This window comes from Dankookia sp. P2, assembly GCF_050632255.1.
GTDB lineage: Bacteria > Pseudomonadota > Alphaproteobacteria > Acetobacterales > Acetobacteraceae > Paracraurococcus.
In genome coordinates this window covers 4797109-4811820 of sequence record NZ_CP192581.1, presented here as the reverse complement: position 1 = coordinate 4811820, position 14712 = coordinate 4797109, and the positions used below count along the sequence as shown (strand labels likewise).

At 73.7% G+C, this 14712-nt stretch carries 13 protein-coding genes and 8 pseudogenes; 4 read left to right on the top strand and 17 right to left on the bottom strand.

What is annotated here, in order from left to right; genetic code table 11:
• Positions 1–48 precede the first annotated feature (48 nt).
• From ACQ86J_RS28545 to ACQ86J_RS28535, 3 genes are all read right to left on the bottom strand, one after another.
• On the bottom strand, positions 49–420 hold the full coding sequence (locus tag ACQ86J_RS28545; RefSeq protein ID WP_431268177.1) for a YybH family protein: 372 nt from the start codon (positions 418–420) through the stop codon (positions 49–51).
• An 85-nt stretch (positions 421–505) separates the two neighbouring features.
• The gene (locus tag ACQ86J_RS28540; RefSeq protein ID WP_431268176.1) at positions 506–718 is read right to left on the bottom strand and encodes a hypothetical protein; all 213 of its coding nucleotides are present in this window, start codon (positions 716–718) and stop codon (positions 506–508) included.
• 1 nt (position 719) lies between these two features.
• Positions 720–926, bottom strand: coding sequence for a hypothetical protein (locus ACQ86J_RS28535; RefSeq protein ID WP_431268175.1), 207 nt, complete (start codon positions 924–926; stop codon positions 720–722).
• 139 nt (positions 927–1065) lie between these two features.
• Between ACQ86J_RS28535 and ACQ86J_RS28530 the strand changes: the two are divergent.
• Positions 1066–1705: pseudogene (locus tag ACQ86J_RS28530) on the top strand (tyrosine-protein phosphatase).
• Positions 1706–1734: 29 nt separating this feature from the next.
• Here the strand turns inward: ACQ86J_RS28530 and ACQ86J_RS28525 are convergent.
• Together ACQ86J_RS28525 and ACQ86J_RS28520 are read right to left on the bottom strand one after the other, a co-directional pair.
• Positions 1735–2396, bottom strand: a pseudogene (locus tag ACQ86J_RS28525) (AbrB family transcriptional regulator).
• Between the two features lie 88 nt (positions 2397–2484).
• Positions 2485–2694, bottom strand: a pseudogene (locus ACQ86J_RS28520) (hypothetical protein); the annotation flags it as partial.
• 265 nt (positions 2695–2959) lie between these two features.
• Here ACQ86J_RS28520 and ACQ86J_RS28515 point away from each other — a divergent pair.
• Positions 2960–3181 carry a hypothetical protein gene (locus ACQ86J_RS28515; RefSeq protein WP_431268174.1) on the top strand — a complete coding sequence of 74 codons (222 nt, stop codon included), beginning with the start codon at positions 2960–2962 and terminating at the stop codon, positions 3179–3181.
• Between the two features lie 29 nt (positions 3182–3210).
• Here the strand turns inward: ACQ86J_RS28515 and ACQ86J_RS28510 are convergent, their stop codons facing one another.
• From ACQ86J_RS28510 to flgE, 5 genes and pseudogenes are all read right to left on the bottom strand, one after another.
• Positions 3211–3594, bottom strand: coding sequence for a flagellar biosynthesis repressor FlbT (locus tag ACQ86J_RS28510; protein ID WP_431268173.1), 384 nt, complete (start codon positions 3592–3594; stop codon positions 3211–3213).
• A 119-nt stretch (positions 3595–3713) separates the two neighbouring features.
• Positions 3714–3902, bottom strand: a pseudogene (locus ACQ86J_RS28505) (flagellin); the annotation flags it as partial.
• Between the two features lie 875 nt (positions 3903–4777).
• Positions 4778–4879: a flagellar basal body rod C-terminal domain-containing protein gene (locus ACQ86J_RS28500; protein WP_431272565.1), complete on the bottom strand. Its 102-nt coding sequence runs from the start codon at positions 4877–4879 to the stop codon at positions 4778–4780.
• Positions 4880–5450: 571 nt separating this feature from the next.
• Positions 5451–6299, bottom strand: a pseudogene (locus ACQ86J_RS28495) (FlgK family flagellar hook-associated protein); the annotation flags it as partial.
• Positions 6300–6322: 23 nt separating this feature from the next.
• Positions 6323–7627, bottom strand: coding sequence for a flagellar hook protein FlgE (gene flgE, locus ACQ86J_RS28490; RefSeq protein ID WP_431268172.1), 1305 nt, complete (start codon positions 7625–7627; stop codon positions 6323–6325).
• Positions 7628–8774: 1147 nt separating this feature from the next.
• Here flgE and ACQ86J_RS28485 point away from each other — a divergent pair.
• Both ACQ86J_RS28485 and ACQ86J_RS28480 read left to right on the top strand, forming a co-directional pair.
• Complete coding sequence (locus ACQ86J_RS28485) at positions 8775–9197, top strand: flagellar hook-length control protein FliK (RefSeq protein WP_431272564.1); 423 nt, start codon at positions 8775–8777, stop codon at positions 9195–9197.
• A 13-nt stretch (positions 9198–9210) separates the two neighbouring features.
• A complete protein-coding gene (locus ACQ86J_RS28480) occupies positions 9211–9882 on the top strand; it encodes a flagellar hook assembly protein FlgD (RefSeq protein WP_431268171.1) in 672 nt (223 codons plus the stop codon).
• A gap of 6 nt (positions 9883–9888) precedes the next feature.
• On the opposite strand, the gene ACQ86J_RS28475 is transcribed toward ACQ86J_RS28480, so the two are convergent.
• From ACQ86J_RS28475 to rfaD, 7 genes and pseudogenes are all read right to left on the bottom strand, one after another.
• A complete protein-coding gene (locus ACQ86J_RS28475; protein ID WP_431268170.1) occupies positions 9889–10893 on the bottom strand; it encodes a hypothetical protein in 1005 nt (334 codons plus the stop codon).
• 96 nt (positions 10894–10989) lie between these two features.
• A pseudogene (gene pgeF, locus ACQ86J_RS28470) lies at positions 10990–11776 on the bottom strand (peptidoglycan editing factor PgeF).
• A 271-nt stretch (positions 11777–12047) separates the two neighbouring features.
• A pseudogene (locus ACQ86J_RS28465) lies at positions 12048–12143 on the bottom strand (hypothetical protein); the annotation flags it as partial.
• Positions 12107–12538 carry an SAM-dependent methyltransferase gene (locus tag ACQ86J_RS28460; RefSeq protein ID WP_431272563.1) on the bottom strand — a complete coding sequence of 144 codons (432 nt, stop codon included), beginning with the start codon at positions 12536–12538 and terminating at the stop codon, positions 12107–12109. The gene ACQ86J_RS28460 and the pseudogene ACQ86J_RS28465, both read right to left, overlap by 37 nt.
• Before the next feature lie 26 nt (positions 12539–12564).
• Positions 12565–12786 (bottom strand): SAM-dependent methyltransferase, encoded by a 222-nt coding sequence (locus tag ACQ86J_RS28455; protein WP_431268169.1) that lies wholly within the window; start codon positions 12784–12786, stop codon positions 12565–12567.
• Between the two features lie 2 nt (positions 12787–12788).
• Positions 12789–13598, bottom strand: a complete 810-nt coding sequence (lgt, locus tag ACQ86J_RS28450; protein WP_431268168.1) for a prolipoprotein diacylglyceryl transferase — start codon at positions 13596–13598, stop codon at positions 12789–12791.
• Positions 13598–14577 (bottom strand): annotated as a pseudogene (rfaD, locus tag ACQ86J_RS28445) (ADP-glyceromanno-heptose 6-epimerase). Before rfaD ends, lgt begins: the two are co-directional and overlap by 1 nt.
• Between the last annotated feature and the right edge of the window lie 135 nt (positions 14578–14712).

Genomic DNA, 14712 nt, shown 5'->3' with positions numbered 1-14712 from the left:
AATCGATGAGGCGTCCGGGGAGAATACCTTCTCCCCGACCTTGCTTTTCTAGGCGTCGAGGTTCCAGCAGTCGACGTCCCACTTCCAGGCGCCGCCTTCCTGCTTCCACAGCACCACGTATTTGACGGTGACGGGAGGCGCCCCTGGCTTGGTGAAGATCTCGCCGCGGCCGAGTTCGGTCGCACGGTCGCCGGTGACGGTCAGCTCCAGGCTGTGCAGCCTGGCGCCGGTAACCCCAAGCGCGCCGGCGGCACCCTTCCAGTAATCGATGATGCCGGCGACGCCGGTGATGGCGGGCACGCCCGGGGAGAGGAGCCGAGCTCCCTCGGTATAGACCCGCGCGAGGGCGGCGAAGTCGCCCTTGCCCATCGCATCCTCCTCGAAGATGCGATTGGTCGCGCGGAACGCCTCATGGGCCATGTTTGCCTCCCCTGCCTGGCAGCGCAGCTTGCACTGACAGCGGGGGCTCCCGTTCAAGCCTCCGCGACGGAATGCCCGGTGGCGGTCAGGACTTGTGCTTGGTGTCGTGCACGTGGTGCCGGTCCCGCTCGCCGCCGCCGCCGGAGACCCGGCTATGGTCGGGGTTGGTCGCCTCACCCGGCGCCGGCCCGTGGTCGTCCCGGTCGCGATGCGCCCTGCCGTGCCCGCCGCCCTGATGGCTGCTGCCGGGACCGCCCTCGTCCCGCTTCACCTCGTGCTCGCCGCGTTGCTGCTTCATGTCAGCGGTCCTGCTGGTGGCCCTGGTGGGTAGTGTTCTGCTTGATGTTGCCCTGCCGGCCCTGCTCCCCGAGGTTGCGGTCGCGGCCGGACTGGTTGGCCTCGGCGGCCTGGGCGGACATGTCGCCGGCATGGTCCTGGTGCGGGCCGGGACCCTTTGGACTGACGCCGGCCGGCGGAACCGGCGGCAGATGCGACTTGCTGGTCATGGAACCTCCCTGCGGGACCGTGTGACCCGTCGCGAACGCGCCCCCGCCACGCGCTGTTCCCAATATTTGTCCCCTGGTCTTCCACCGTTCCGCACCCCATACCGGCGGCATGTCCGCCACCCCCACCCGGGCCGCCGCCATGCCCGGCAGCCGTGCCTGGCTGAACAGCCTCTTCGTCGACCACGCGTTGCTGCGCGTCTCCTGGCGCAATTGGGGGTGGTCGAGAGCGGCCGGCTCTATCGGTCCAACCACCCGCTGCCCTGGCAGCTGCGCGACGCGCAGCACCGGCTCGGCCTGCGGACGGTGATCAACCTGCGCGGCGAGCGGGTCGATTGCGGGTCCGACCGGCTCGGCCGCGCCGCCGCCGCCGCCGTCGGCCTGGTGCATGTGGACGCCCCCTTCGAGAGCCGCGGCGCGCCGCACAAGGACCGCATCCTCCGGCTGGCGGAGATATTCCGCAGCGCGCCGGAGCCGATCCTGATCCACTGCAAGTCGGGTGCCGACCGCACCGGGCTGGCCGCCGGGCTGTGGCTGCTGCTGCAGGGCAGGCCGGTGGAGCAGGCGATGGCGCAGCTCACACTCCGCCACGGCCATATCCGCCAGGGCAAGACCGGCATCCTCGACGCCTTCTTCGCCCGCTATGCCGCGGCGACGCGGGTGCGCCAAAGCCCTTCCTCGACTGGCTGCGGGAGGATTACGACGAGGCGGATCTGCGGCGCGACTTCACCTCGCAGCCTTGGGCCGACCGGCTGCTGGACGGCATCCTGCGGCGGGAATAGCGACGCCGCCTGCCGCAGGCGCCCGCAGCCTACAGCAGCCCGAGCTTCAGCCCCATCCGGTGCAACGGCCCGACCAGCAGGTTGCACAGCACCGTCCGGGTCAGGTGAAAGCCGAGCACCAGCGGCACCGCCAGCTCCAGCGCCTTGGCGGTCAGCGCCATCTCCGGCATCCCGCCCGGCGCCATGCCCAGGATCAGCGCCGGCACCGGCAGCCCGACCGCCACGGCCATGCCCCAGGCGATCAAGGTCAGCAGCAACGACAGGACAACCGAGGAGATGATCGCGGCGATCGCCAGCCGGCGCGAGGACAGCAGGAAGCTCTTCGTCAGCCGCGTCCCGAGCGAGGCGCCCATCGCCACCTGCGCCGCGTTGATCAGCACCACCGGCACGCCCGAGAGCAGGTGCCCGGTCGCCGCCAGCCCGATCGCCACGCCGCAGGGGCCGAGCATCCAGGGATTGGCCAGCCCAGCCATCCGCAGCGGCCAGGCCATGGCCAGCCCGCCCCCGCCATGGCCAGCAGCCCTGGCCACCAGACCGGCTGCCGCGCCGCCATGAACTCGCCGAAGGCGCCATGCGGCGACAGCCAGCCGAGCAGCGGCGGAAAGGTCAGCACCACCACCAGCACCCGCATGGTCTGCGCCAGGGTCACCGTGGCGACCGAGGCCTTCGCATCCTGCGCCAGCATCGCCATGACGATTACGCCGCCGGGCACGGCGCAGAAGAAGCCGGTCTGCGAGATCAGTCCCCGCCAGCCGGGTGAACAGCCGCGCCACGACGAAGCCGGTGGCGATGGCGATGGCGCCGCCGGCCAGCAGCACCGGCAGGGCGCCGCTGACCGCGGCCAGCACCGGGCCGGAGAAGGTGGCGCCAAGGCCCAGCCCCAGGAAGACGAGGCCGGTCGGCCGTGCCCAGCCGATCACCGCCACCGGCCGGTGCCAGGCGAGCGCCGCGGTCGCCACCATCGCGCCGATCATCCAGGCGAGCGGCACGTGCAGCAGCGCCAGCAGCCCGCCGCCGAGGGCGGCGGTCGCGGTCGTGAGGAGCTGGGTCGGGAGGGTCCGCAAGGCGCATGACCTTCGCGCCGGCAGCCTGATCCGTCAAACGCGCTGGGCGCGATTCAGCCTTCCTTCACCCGATGTCTCGAAAATCGAGACGGTACGGTCATGAACAGCCTCAGCCCCCTCCCCCGCCGCGCGGGGCGGATCCCCCAGCGAAGCGGCCCCGCCGCGGGGTGCCGCGCCTGCGCCGTCCGGCGTGGCGGCGGCAGCCTCCCCCGGGCTGCCGAACCCGTCGCTGCGGCTGGATCCGGCACTAGGCCTGGTCGTGCTGGAATTCCGCGACCAGGCCGGGCGGACCGCGACCCTGCCGACCGAGCGGGAACTGGCCGCCTATCGCAGCGCCCGTGGCCGACCGGACCCGACTCCGCCGCCGGCCAAGGCCGGGGCGGCGGCAGGACCCGCACCAGGCGAAGCCTGACGCGCCGGCCCATGCCGCGGGCCGGGCCCTCAGCCCTCCGCCCGCGGTGCCGCCAGTGGCGGCAGGCCGAGCACTTCCTCCTCATGCCGCATCACCCGCCGCGCCAGCTTCAGCGCCTGGTAGCAGTCGTCGACCTCGGCGAAGGCCAGCGCCTGGCCCAGCATCTCCCGCACGGTGACCGAGGTCGTCGCTTCCTGGAACTGGGTGATCAGGCCGCGCGCCGCCGCCAGGCCGCCGGGGCGTTCCTCGTCGTTGCCGATATAGGCGGTCTGAAGGGCGAAATAGATCCGGCGCGCCGGGGTGGTCGCCGTCTCCGGCGCCATGATCTGCTTGCCGAACAGGAAACGGGCCTTGGCCGCGAGTTCGATGCGCGTGCGATTGCGGAAGCGGATCGGCGCCCCGTTCACCACCATCAGATCGCCCTGGCGTAATCTCGAGCACCAGCGTGGACATAGATCTTCCTTTTGTCGCCGAGCGCGCAATCCACGGACCCTCGCAGCTTGCGTTTAACGGTCCCTGAACCGCGGCGCGGTCAGCGGAGATATGCGGTCAAGGTCAGCCGGCCGAGACTGCCCAGCGCCGTGTAGCTTGCTTCCAGCGCGGTTCGCGTCGCCTGCAGACGGGTCAGGGTGGCGGCAAGATCGACCTCCTCGATACTGGAAAGTTGCGCCTTCAACGCATCCGTGACGCTGGCATGACGGTCCTGCGCCGCCTGCAGCCGCTGCTGCGCCAGGCCGAGCGCGCCTTGCTCGTCGGCCAGGCCGTTCGCCGCGCTCTTCAGCCCCTGCCGGATGGTGTCCGACAGGGCGCGGAAATCGGCCGGCGCGGCGGCCTGGGCCGGGCCGAGCGCGGCGAGGCTGGCCAGGCCGCGCAGCAGGTCGCGGGCCCAGGACCCGGTGGTCTCCCCGGTCGAGGCCACGGCGCCGTTGCGGTTGGCGGGGATGCCGTAGGCCATCGCCTGGCCGTCCCCCACCGGCACGCTCCGCCGCGGCTCCGCCAGACCCGTGGCCGGGTCGGAGAGGAAGGCGGAGAAGGGCGTCACCCCGGCGCTGTCGTCCAGCGCCGCAGCCTTGGTCGCCGCCGCGACCGCGGCCGCGTTGCCGGCGCCGAGCGTCGCCACTGCGCCGGCGATCTGCCGTGCCATGCCGGAGTCCGGCAGGCCGTCCGGATCCGGCACGGGCGGGTTGGCGAAGTCGGACCCGCCGAACAGGTATTCGCCGTTGCTCTGGCTGTTCAGCAACTGCCCGACCTCGACCATCGCCGCCCTGGCGCGGGCGGCCACAAGGGTGAGCGAGCCGGGATCGTTCGGGTCGAGCTTCATCGCCGCGCCATCGGCGAATCTGCTGGCGATCGAGGCCAGCCGCTGCAGCGCCGCGCCGGTGGTCGTGGCACGGCCCAGCGCCTCGCCGATCGCGCCGCCATAGGCGTCGCGCCGGCCGATCTCGCCGTGCAGCGTCAGCGCCCTGGGCAGCTCCGGCGCCAGGTCGCCGACCGCATCAGTCTTCCGCCCGGTCGAGGCCTGGCGGGTCAGTGTCTCCAGCCGCAGCCGCAGCGCGGCGCCGTCGGTCGTCAGCTGGCCGAGCAGGCTGACCGAGGTCATCGCACCGCCCCGAGCAGCGTGTCGAACAACGCCTGCACGGTGCCGAGCACCTTGGCATTGGCGGCATAGGCATTCTGCAGCGCGACGATGCCGGCCATCTCGACATCCGTGTCGACGCCGGATTGCTGGCCGAAGCGCGTCTCCAGCGCCGCGCCCAGCGCCGTCGCCTGGTCCTTCGCGGCCGTCGCCGCGGCGCGGTCGCCGGTCTGCGCCGTGGTGATGCGCCCGGCATAGGCCTCGAGCGTCGCCGGCGCCGTGAAGGGCGAGGCCAGGGTGCCGTCCGGCCCAAGCCCGGCGGTCGCGATCCCCGGCCAGGCCTGGCCGGTAGCGGCCTCCGCCCCGAAGGCGAAATCCAGCACGCGGTCGAGCAGGGTGGTGAAGCCGGCCGGCCCGCCGGCCGGATCTCGGGGTGAAGGCGGTGGCACCGCCAGCGCCGCCGGCGATGGCATGGGTCCCGTCCCGCAGCAGGGCCGGATCGGCGGCGATGGCCGGGTTCACCCAGATCCGCCCGGCGAACCCGACCTGCTCGCCGCCGGCATAGGGCTGGGCGGGATCCGGCACGCTGGTACCGTCCGCATCGGTGAAGAGCCGCAGCCCCTCGCCGTCCAGCCGTGCCGCGAGATTGGTCGCCAGCACGTCGGCTTCCGCCTGGTAGCGCGGCAGGGTGCGGTCGCGCAGCGCGATCGCCTCCCCCAGCCGGCCACCGGCGAGCTGGCCGGTGATGTCGAGCCCGTTCAGCGTGACGCCCGGCAGGGTTCCACCGGCGCCCGAGAGGCTGGCCGGCTGCACCGCCGCCTCGGCGGTCGAGAGCTGGTCGCGGCCGGGGTCGAGCGGCAGCACGATACCGCCCTTGGCCACCAGCAGCAGGTCGCCGCCGGCCCGCTTCACCGCCTGCACGCCGAGGCTCTCCGCCAGCGTGGCGATCGCCGCGTCGCGCCGGTCCTCAAGCGCCGCGGCATCGCCATCGGCGCCGTTCCGCAGCCTGAGGGTCAGCGCCGCGACCTCGCGCAGCGCCGCGTTGGCGGTCTTCACCTCGGCGACGATGGCGTCCTGCGCCTGCTGCCGCGCCGTGCCGATCGCCTGGGAGACGCCGTTCAGCCGCCCCGCCAGGGTCTCCGCCGCGGCGGCCGCGGCCTGCTGCTTGCCGGCATCGGCCGGGGCGGCAAGCAGCGCGACGAAGCGCGTGCGAAGGTCGGCCAGCCCGTCCGCCAGGGTCTGGCCGCTGTCACCATGCGCCTGCTCGATGCCGGTCAGCAGCGTCTCCCGCAACCCGGCGGCGGCGCCGCCGGCGCGACTGGCATCGAGCCGCGCCAGCAACGCGGCATCGACCGCGCGCGCCGCATCGGCCGCGCGGATCCCGGCGGGGCTGTCGCCGACCGTGACCGCCTGCTGCGGCGCGGTCTTCCGGGTGTAGCCCGGGGTGTCGGCATTGGCGACGTTCTGCGAGGCCTGGGCCAGGCCGCGCTGCACCGCGGCGAGGCCGCTGCGGGCGATCAACAGGGCGGAGTCGAGGCTCATGGCGGGCTATCTCCCGGCCCGGCTCAGCGGCGCATGTTGATCGTGTCCTGCAACAGCTCATCCGTCGCCGACACCACCTTGGTGTTGGCGGAATAGGCGCGCTGGGCGACGATCAGCTTGGTGAATTCGGTGGCGATGTCGACGTTCGAGCGCTCGATCGAGCCGGTGACCAGCTTGCCGACGCCGTTCGAGGCGGCATCGGTGACCCGCGCCTCGCCGCTCTCGGGCGTCCGCATGAAGGCCTGGCCGTCCAGCCGCTGCAGCTTCTCCGGATCGTTGAAGGCGACCAGCGGGACGCGGGCGATGACTCGGCTCTGGCCGTTGTCGTAATTCACCGCGACGTCGCCGTTGGCGCGGATCGACAGGTCGGAATAGGCGCCGAGCGGCACGCCGTCCTGGGCATTGTTGCGGACCGAGAAGTCGGTGCCGGAATACTGCGTCAGCCCCTGCGCCTTGCCGAACTGGCCGAGCGCCAGCTTCACCGTCTGCGCGCCCTGGCCGAAATCCGCGGTGAAGCTGATGCTGGCTGGGTCGCCAGTGGCGCTGCTGGCCGGCAGAGTGACGGAGCCGGTGGCAGCGGTGAAGGCGCCGATCGTGCCGTCGGTGACAGTGGGCGAGGCGGCAGTGCCGAAGCGCAGCCCGACCGTGCCGCGCGCCGCCGCATTGACGTCGTCCGGCACCGAGAGGTCCAGGGTCCAGGCATTGGTGCCGGCATTGGTGAAGGTCAGGTTGACCGTGTGCAACCGGCCGAGGCTGTCATAGACCTGCGCCTGCGTGGTGACCGGCGTGGTCGTCGCATCAGCCGGCAGGTTGGCGGCCAGGTCGATCTTGGTGGTGGCAACCGGATTGAACACCTGCTGGTTCAGCCGAATGGGATTGAGGATGGTGCGGTCCGGATTGCCGGCCGCGTCCGCCGGCCAGCCCTGCAGATAGTAGCCGGCGCCATTGACCAGATAGCCGTCCTTGTCGAGCGAGACGTCACCGGCGCGGGTGAAGAACTGCCGCTCGTCGAAGACCGGCTGGCCGTTGGTGGTGCCCTTCGCGAGCGCCACGCTGAAGAAGCCCTGGCCGCCGATCGCCAGGGCCAGCGGCTGCTCGGCCTGCTCGATCGTGCCCTGGACGGCGTTGGTATAGTCGGGCCGGGCGATGACCGCGCCGGGCTCGTTCACCGTGGCATTCGACTGGGTGATGTAGGAGACGAAATTCGTGTCCACCCGCTTGTAGCCGATGGTCTGGCTGTTCGCGACGTTGTCCGAGATGTCGCCGAGCGCCTTGCTCTGCGCGGTGAGGCCGCTGATGGCAGCGGTGAGCGAGCCGAAGAGGGACATGCGGGAATGCTCCGGCAGGAAAAGGGGAGCCGGGCCGCGGGGACCTGGCCGGGTTGATTGCGGCGGGGTGGTGCAGCGTCCGTGCCAGGCTCCGGCACGATGCGGCCGGCGCCGCTTGCCGGTGCGGCGGCAGGGCTTGCCGGGTGGCCGGCCGGGCTTGCCGGGCCGGGCCTGGCATGCGGTGGAACGCCGCTCGCAGCAGGGGCGGCATGGATGTCCAGCCACAAGCCGCCCAGCCCCTGCCCGCCGCGTCGCCGCCCGCCGCCCCGCGGGGTGCCGCCGCGCCGCGTGATCCGGCCCCGCCTCCAGGGAGCTTCGCCGGCACCCTGGCGCGGCTGGGGGCGGGCAGGCCGGGGGCAGCGCCGGAGGATGCGGCCACGCCGGGCGCCGATGCGCCGCCCGCGCCGGCAGCGCCGGGCCTGCTCTCCGTCGCGCCGCCGGCCGCCGTCCCCGACGCCGCGATCGCCGAGCCCGGAGCCGCGGCACCCACCGCCGACTCGCCTTCCCTGGCCGAGGCGGCCCTCGGCGCCCCGCCCGATCCGGCCTTGCCGGCCGTTGCGCCGCAATCCGGGCCGGATACGCTGGCAGCGCAACCGGCGCTCCCCTCGCCCGCGCCGCGGCAGGTGGTCCCAACGGCGGCCTCCGTCACCGCGGACCCGGCATCCCCGGTGGCGAAGCCCGCGACGGGCGGCCGGATGCGGTCCGCCCCAATGACGGCGCCGGAGAGGCTCGCCGCCACCGCGTCGGATGCCACCCCGCTGCCGACCGGGACGATCCCGGCGACCGAGACGCCCGCTGCAACGGCGCCGCCGCCCCCGTGCCCGCCGTCACGGCCCCCGCCCCGGCCCGCGCGGGAAAGCCCCGGCCACCGCGCCGGGCCGTGGGACGGAGCCCGAAACCCCGGCCCAGCCCGCCGGCCTCGCGCCGTCCATCCCGCCCGGTCCCGTGCCGGAGGGGCGCCCGGCCCAGGACAAGCCGACCGCCACGCCGACACATCCCGCTGTGATCCCGGCCGGCGCCCAGCCGGTCCCGGCAGCCGCCCCGGCCGCCGAGGCCCAAGCCCAGGCGCCTAGTCGGCACGCCGGCCGCTGCCCCCGCGGCTCCGGCCGAGGCCGCCGCACCGTCACCGCCATCGCGCCCGCTCGCCCTGCCCATCCAGCAGGTCGCGCCGGTCGTCATCGCCCTGGCCCAGGGACCCGGCCAGGCGCCGCGACTGAGCGTTGCACTGGCGCCCGAGCAACTCGGCCGGGTCGAGATTTGCATCCAACGCGATGCCGCCGGCGACACCGCCGCCATCCAGGTCCTCGCCGAGCGGCCCGAGACGCTGGCCCTGCTGCAGCGCGACGCGCGCGAACTCGACCGCGCCCTCGGCCAGGCCGGCGTCGCGGTGGCGGAAGGCGGGATGCGCTTCGACCTGGCCGGCAACGACCAGGCCGGTGGCGGCGAGCCCGGCGCCGGACGCCAGGGCGGCAGCCGGCATCGCGCCCCGCCGCCCGAGCCCCTGCTGCAGGCCGCGCCCCTCGCGGCCCGCCCCGGCCTCGCCCTCTCGCTGCTCGACATCGCCGTCTGACCGGAGGACACCGATGACCACCGTCACCAGCGCCACCGCCACCGCCACCGCCACCGCCACCGCCGGCTCCACCGGGAAGACCGGCACCGGGATCGGCGCCGACTTCAACACCTTCCTCGGCCTGCTGACGACGCAACTGAAGAACCAGGACCCGACCAAGGCCATGGACACGCAGGAGATGACCAACCAGCTCGTGCAATTCGCCTCGGTCGAGCAGCAGATCAGCATGAACGGCAACCTCGACAAGCTGATCGGGCTGCAGCAGGCGGCGCAGCTCACCGCCGCGGCGCCGCTGATGGGCAAGGTGGTCGAGGTGGCGAGCGACCGGATCTCGCTGCAGGGCGGCACCGGCACGCTGCGCCTGCCCGCCGCCGGCGCCGCCAGCCTGGCCCGCGTCACGGTGCTGGACGCCGCCGGGCGCACCCTGAAGCAGCAGGACGTGACCCTCGGCACCACCGCGACCGACTGGGTCTGGGATGGCCGCAACGCCGCGGGGCAGCGGCAGCCGGATGGCGGCTACCGCATCGTCGTCGCCGGCCGCGACAAGGACGGCAACCCGCAGGAGATCACCGCGAACGTGGTGGCCCGCGCCACCGCGGCGGAACGCGCCTCGGGCGGTGACCTCAAGCTGGTGCTGGGCGGCGTCGCGGTCGGCTTCGACGCGGTCCGCAGCCTCGGCCAGTAGCCCGGCTCAGCGCAGCGGCGGCAGGTCCGGCGGCGCGGCGGGGTTGGCGGCGGGTTGCGGCGGCGGCACCGCACCCACTGCCGGCCCCGTCGGCTTCGGCGCGTCGGCAACCGTGGCCGGCGACTGCACGGCATTGGCGACCACGGTCTTCACCCCGGCCGCCGCCTCGTTCGCCGCGACATAGGCGATGTCGCCCCAGAGCCGGTTCAGCCGGCCGGTCGGGATCTCGTTCATCTGCACGACGCGGCCCAGTTCCTCGCCATCACGCCGGCTGACGATCCAGATGATCTCGACGCGCTCCACCGCGCGGGTCGAGCCGGGGACCACGGATACCCCGGCCTGCAGGCCGTAGGCGGCGCCCTCGGCGCTGTCCTGCACGACGAAGCCCTGGCTGCCGAGCTGCTCCTTCATCCTCGCCGCGAGCGAGGTGTTGCCGTCGCCCGGAGCGCCCTGCACGCCGACCATGTACATCCGCGGCGGACCGGCCGTGAGCGAGGCCGGGTCGGTCGACTTCCGCGCCGCCTCCACCTGCAGCAGCAACTGGGTCAGCTTCGGCCCGTTCTCCCGCGCCACCTCGTCGAACAGCTTGCGGTCGGCATTGGCCCAGGCCTCGAGCGGAACCGGCTTGCCCTCGGTCGTCGCCTGCGCCTTGCGGTCGGCATCCAGCAGGCGGAAGCGCGGCCGGACGGTCTCGCGGCGACCCCGCCCCTCCCCTGCGCCCTGGCGCTCCGCGGTGATCTCGACCAGCCAGTCGAGCGGCAGCGGCGCCGCGCTGGCGATGACCGGCACATCCTCCGACTGCAGGGCGGCGACCAGCGCCGCGGCGAACTCGCCGGCCTGGGCATTGTCGAGCAGCGCCTGCTCCGGCGGCGGTACCGCCAGGCGGATGGCGAGCGGGATGGCCAGCACCGGGGCCTGGCCACCGGGCCGGCCGCGATAGGGCTGCGGCAGGTCGCCGCAGGCGGCGAGCAGCGCCAGCAGGGCGAGCGGCGCGGCGCTCAGCCGCGGCATGCGGCCCCCGCGGCCGGCGACGATCAAAGCAGGACACAGGCGACCAGCATCGTGATCAGGGTCAGCACCATGAATTGGACCATGTAGGGCATCGGCTCAGGGCCCGATCGCGATGGCGGAGATCTGGTGGCCGATCGGCCCGCCGCCGGCCAGCGTCCGCCGACGGTGGCTGAAGAAGCGGTCCTCCTCCGCCAGTGTATCCGTGCCGGCCGTCTCCACGGCGGCGAGGCCGGCGGCGGCGAGGCGGGCGGCGCAATAGCCGGCCAGGTCGAGATTGCCAGCGATCCGGGCGGCGGCCGGCGGCGAAGTGGCGCGCATCGGCGGCATCGCGGGCCAGCACGGCGTCGCGCAGGTCGGGGCCGACCTCGTAGCTCGGCTGGGCGATGCACGGGCCGACCGCGGCGGTGATGCGGGCGCGGTCGGCGCCGATCGCCTCCATGGCAGAGAGCGTCGCCTCCAGCACCCCGTCCACCGCCCCGCGCCAGCCGGCATGGGCGGCGCCGATGACGCCGGCCTCGGGGTCGGCGAAGAGCACCGGGGCGCAATCGGCGGTCACGATGCCCAGCACGATGCCGGGGCGGCGGGTGACCATGGCATCGGCCTTGGGCCCCTGGCCTTCCAGCCAGCCCTGCGCGTCCACCTCGGCGACCGCGATGCCATGCACCTGGGTCAGCCCGTGCAGCGCCGGCAGGCCGAAGCCGAGCGCGCCGGCGACCCGGCGGCGGTTCTCCCGCACGCGCTCCCGGTCGTCCTGGCCCGAAAGCGAGCAGTTGAGCGCCGCCCAGGGACCTTCCGACACGCCGCCGCGGCGGGTGAAGAAGCCGTGGCGCAGGCCGGCCAGCGCGCCGAGCGCCGGCGTGGCCAGGTATTCGGCATCCGTCATGCGGCCTCGAAACCAGGGGGGTAGGCAGGGCGGGATGACACAGGCAGAGCGCCTTGAACAGGCGGCCCATCCCTTCCGGGGCGGTCAGCCGCTCGGCGCCGGACAGCGCGAGGCTGGCCTGGTCGCGCCTGCCAGCCGCCATGGCGGTCCGCGCCAGGATGGCGGCGCGGGCGGACAGCCCGAGCCGCTGCAGGAAAAGCCCCATCGGCAGCGGCCCATGCACGGCGGCCCCGGCGGCGCGGCTGGCGGCGGCGAGCGCCGCGAAGGGGACATGCGCGGTGACGTCGACCATCCCCGGCTCGGCCAGCGGGTCGGCCGGGCCGTGGCGGGTCATGCCCTGCAGGCTGTCGCCGAGGCCGGCCTCGGCCGGGCCGTAGTCGAGCGCGAGCACGGCGCCGCCCTGGTCGCGGCAGCGGGCGGCGAGGCTGGCCGCGGCGGCCTCCCCGCCTCCGCCCATTCTCCGATGGCACCCTCCGGCGCCTCGGCGGGCAGCGGCGGGGAGGCCGCGGCGGGCAGGTCGAGGAAGCGGCCCGCCGCCACATGGCGTTCCAGCCAGGCGCCATCGCGTCGGATGAATTGGCGGATCGGCAGGGCGTCGAAGAACTCGTTGGCCAGGATGATGGCGGGGCCTTCGGGCAGCGTCGCCGGATCGTCGTGCCAGCCGGCAACGGCCATGCCCAGCCGCTGCTGCTGCGCGGCGCGGAGGCTGGGCGAGGTCTCGACCAGATGGACCTGCAGCGCGGCGCGGAAGGCGGGAACCATCTCCGCCGCCCGCAGCGCATCGGCCATCAGCGTCCCCGCCCGGGGCCGAGCTCGGCCAGGATCACCCGCGGCGGCGCGCCCATGAGCTGCCAGGTCACCGCCGCCCAGAGGCCGAGGCACTCACCGAAGGCCTGCGAGATCTCGGGCGCGGTGGTGAAGTCGCCGCCGGCCCCGAATGGGTCGCGTCCGGCATAATAGGCCGCGACCGCCCGGGCCATGAAGCGGTCGAGCCGCTCCGGGCCGGACATGGTCAGGCCGCCACCGCCTGCGGCGCCGGGCGGGCGCGCAGCATCAGCCAGGCCCCCACCAGGATCATCGGCACCGAGAGCAGCTGCCCCATGGTGGCGCCGGCGAAGAGGAAGCCAAGGAAGGCATCCGGCTGGCGGAACAGCTCGCCGACCGAGCGCGCCACGCCGTAGCCGGCCAGGAAGGCGCCGGCGACGAAGCCGCGCCGGGCGCGGATGGCCGGGACATGCACCATCACCTGCAGCAGGATGAAGAGCGCGACGCCCTCCAGCCCGGCCTGGTAGAGCTGGCTCGGGTGGCGCGGCTCCGGCCCGCCGGTCGGGAAGACCATGCCCCAGGGCACGTCGGTGACGCGGCCCCAGAGCTCACCGTTGACGAAATTGGCGAGGCGCCCGAGGCAGAGGCCGATCGGCACCACCGCGGTGACCCGGTCGCCGAAGGCCAGCAGGTCGATCCGCTGCTGCCGGCAGTAGAGGATCAGCGCGACGATGACGCCGAGCGCGCCGCCATGGAAGGACATCCCGCCCTGCCAGACCTGCAGGATCTCCAGCGGATGGGTCAGGTAATGGTCGGCGCGGTAGAACAGCACATAGCCGAGCCTGCCGCCGAGGATGATGCCGAGCGTCGCCCAGGTGACGAAGTCGTCCACCTGCTGCCGCGTGGCGACCATCGGCGGCAGCGCCACCAGCCGCCGCGCCAGCATCCAGCCGGCGACGATCCCGGTGATATAGGCCAGCGCGTACCAGCGGATGGCGAAGGGGCCGACCTGGACAAGGACCGGGTCGATGACGGGGAAGGGAATGGCGAAGAGCATCAGCGATAGGGATCCTCTGCGCCCAGGAAGTCCTGCACGGTGCGGCGCACCCCGTCTTCCAGCGGCGTCGTTTGGGCGTTGAAGCCGGCGGCGCGCAGCCGGTCGAGCGGCGCCTCGGTGAAGTACTGGTACTTGCCGCGCAGGTCGGCGGGCATGTCGACGAAGCGGATGTCGGGCTCCCGCCCGATGGCGGCGAACATCGCCCGGACGAGGTCGAGGAAGGTCCGCGCCCGGCCGGAGCCGACGTTGAAGAGGCCGGAGGCGGCGGGGTGCTCCAGCAGCCAGAGCATCACCGCGACGCAGTCGTCGACATGGACGAAGTCGCGCCGCTGGTGGCCATCGGCGATGCCCTTCCGGTCGGAGCGGAACAGCGTTGCCGCCTCCCCCGCCATCACCTGGCGCCACTTGTGCAGCAGCACGCTGGCCATGCGGCCCTTGTGGTGCTCGTTCGGCCCATAGACGTTGAAGAAGCGCAGGCCCGCCCATTGCGGCGGCCGCGGCGCGCCGCGCGCCACCAGCTGGGCCACCCGGCGGTCGAAGGCCAGCTTCGACCAGCCATAGAGGTTGAGCGGACGGAGCCTCGCCATCGCCGCCACGCTGGCATCGTCCTCAAAGCCCTCGGCGCCGTCGCCATAGGTCGCGGCGGAGGAGGCGTAGATGAAGGGCACCTGCCGCTCGGCGCAGGCGGACCAGAGCCGCAGGGGCAGCGTCAGGTTGGTGGCGGCGACGAGGTCGCCATCGGTCTCGGTCGTCGCGCTGATGGCGCCCATGTGCAGCACGGCCTTGACCGGCGGCCGGGCGGCCCAGAACTCCCACAGCGCCTCGGGCGGCAGCAGGCCGGCGATGGTGTGCTTCGCCAGGTTGCGCCACTTGTCCTCGGTGCCGAGGCGATCGACCACCATCACCTCCTCCCCCGCCCGGCGAGCGCGGCGACAAGGTTGGAGCCGATGAAACCGGCCCCGCCGGTGACCAGATACATGGCGGCATCCCTGGCTGGCCGGCGCTCGCCCTGGGTGGAGGCACCCGGGGCGGGGCTCGCCGGATCGGTGGACGAACGGGCCGAACGATTGGGCCGGCGGGGCGATTGCGCCATGCCGGCGCGGGGTATAGGGCG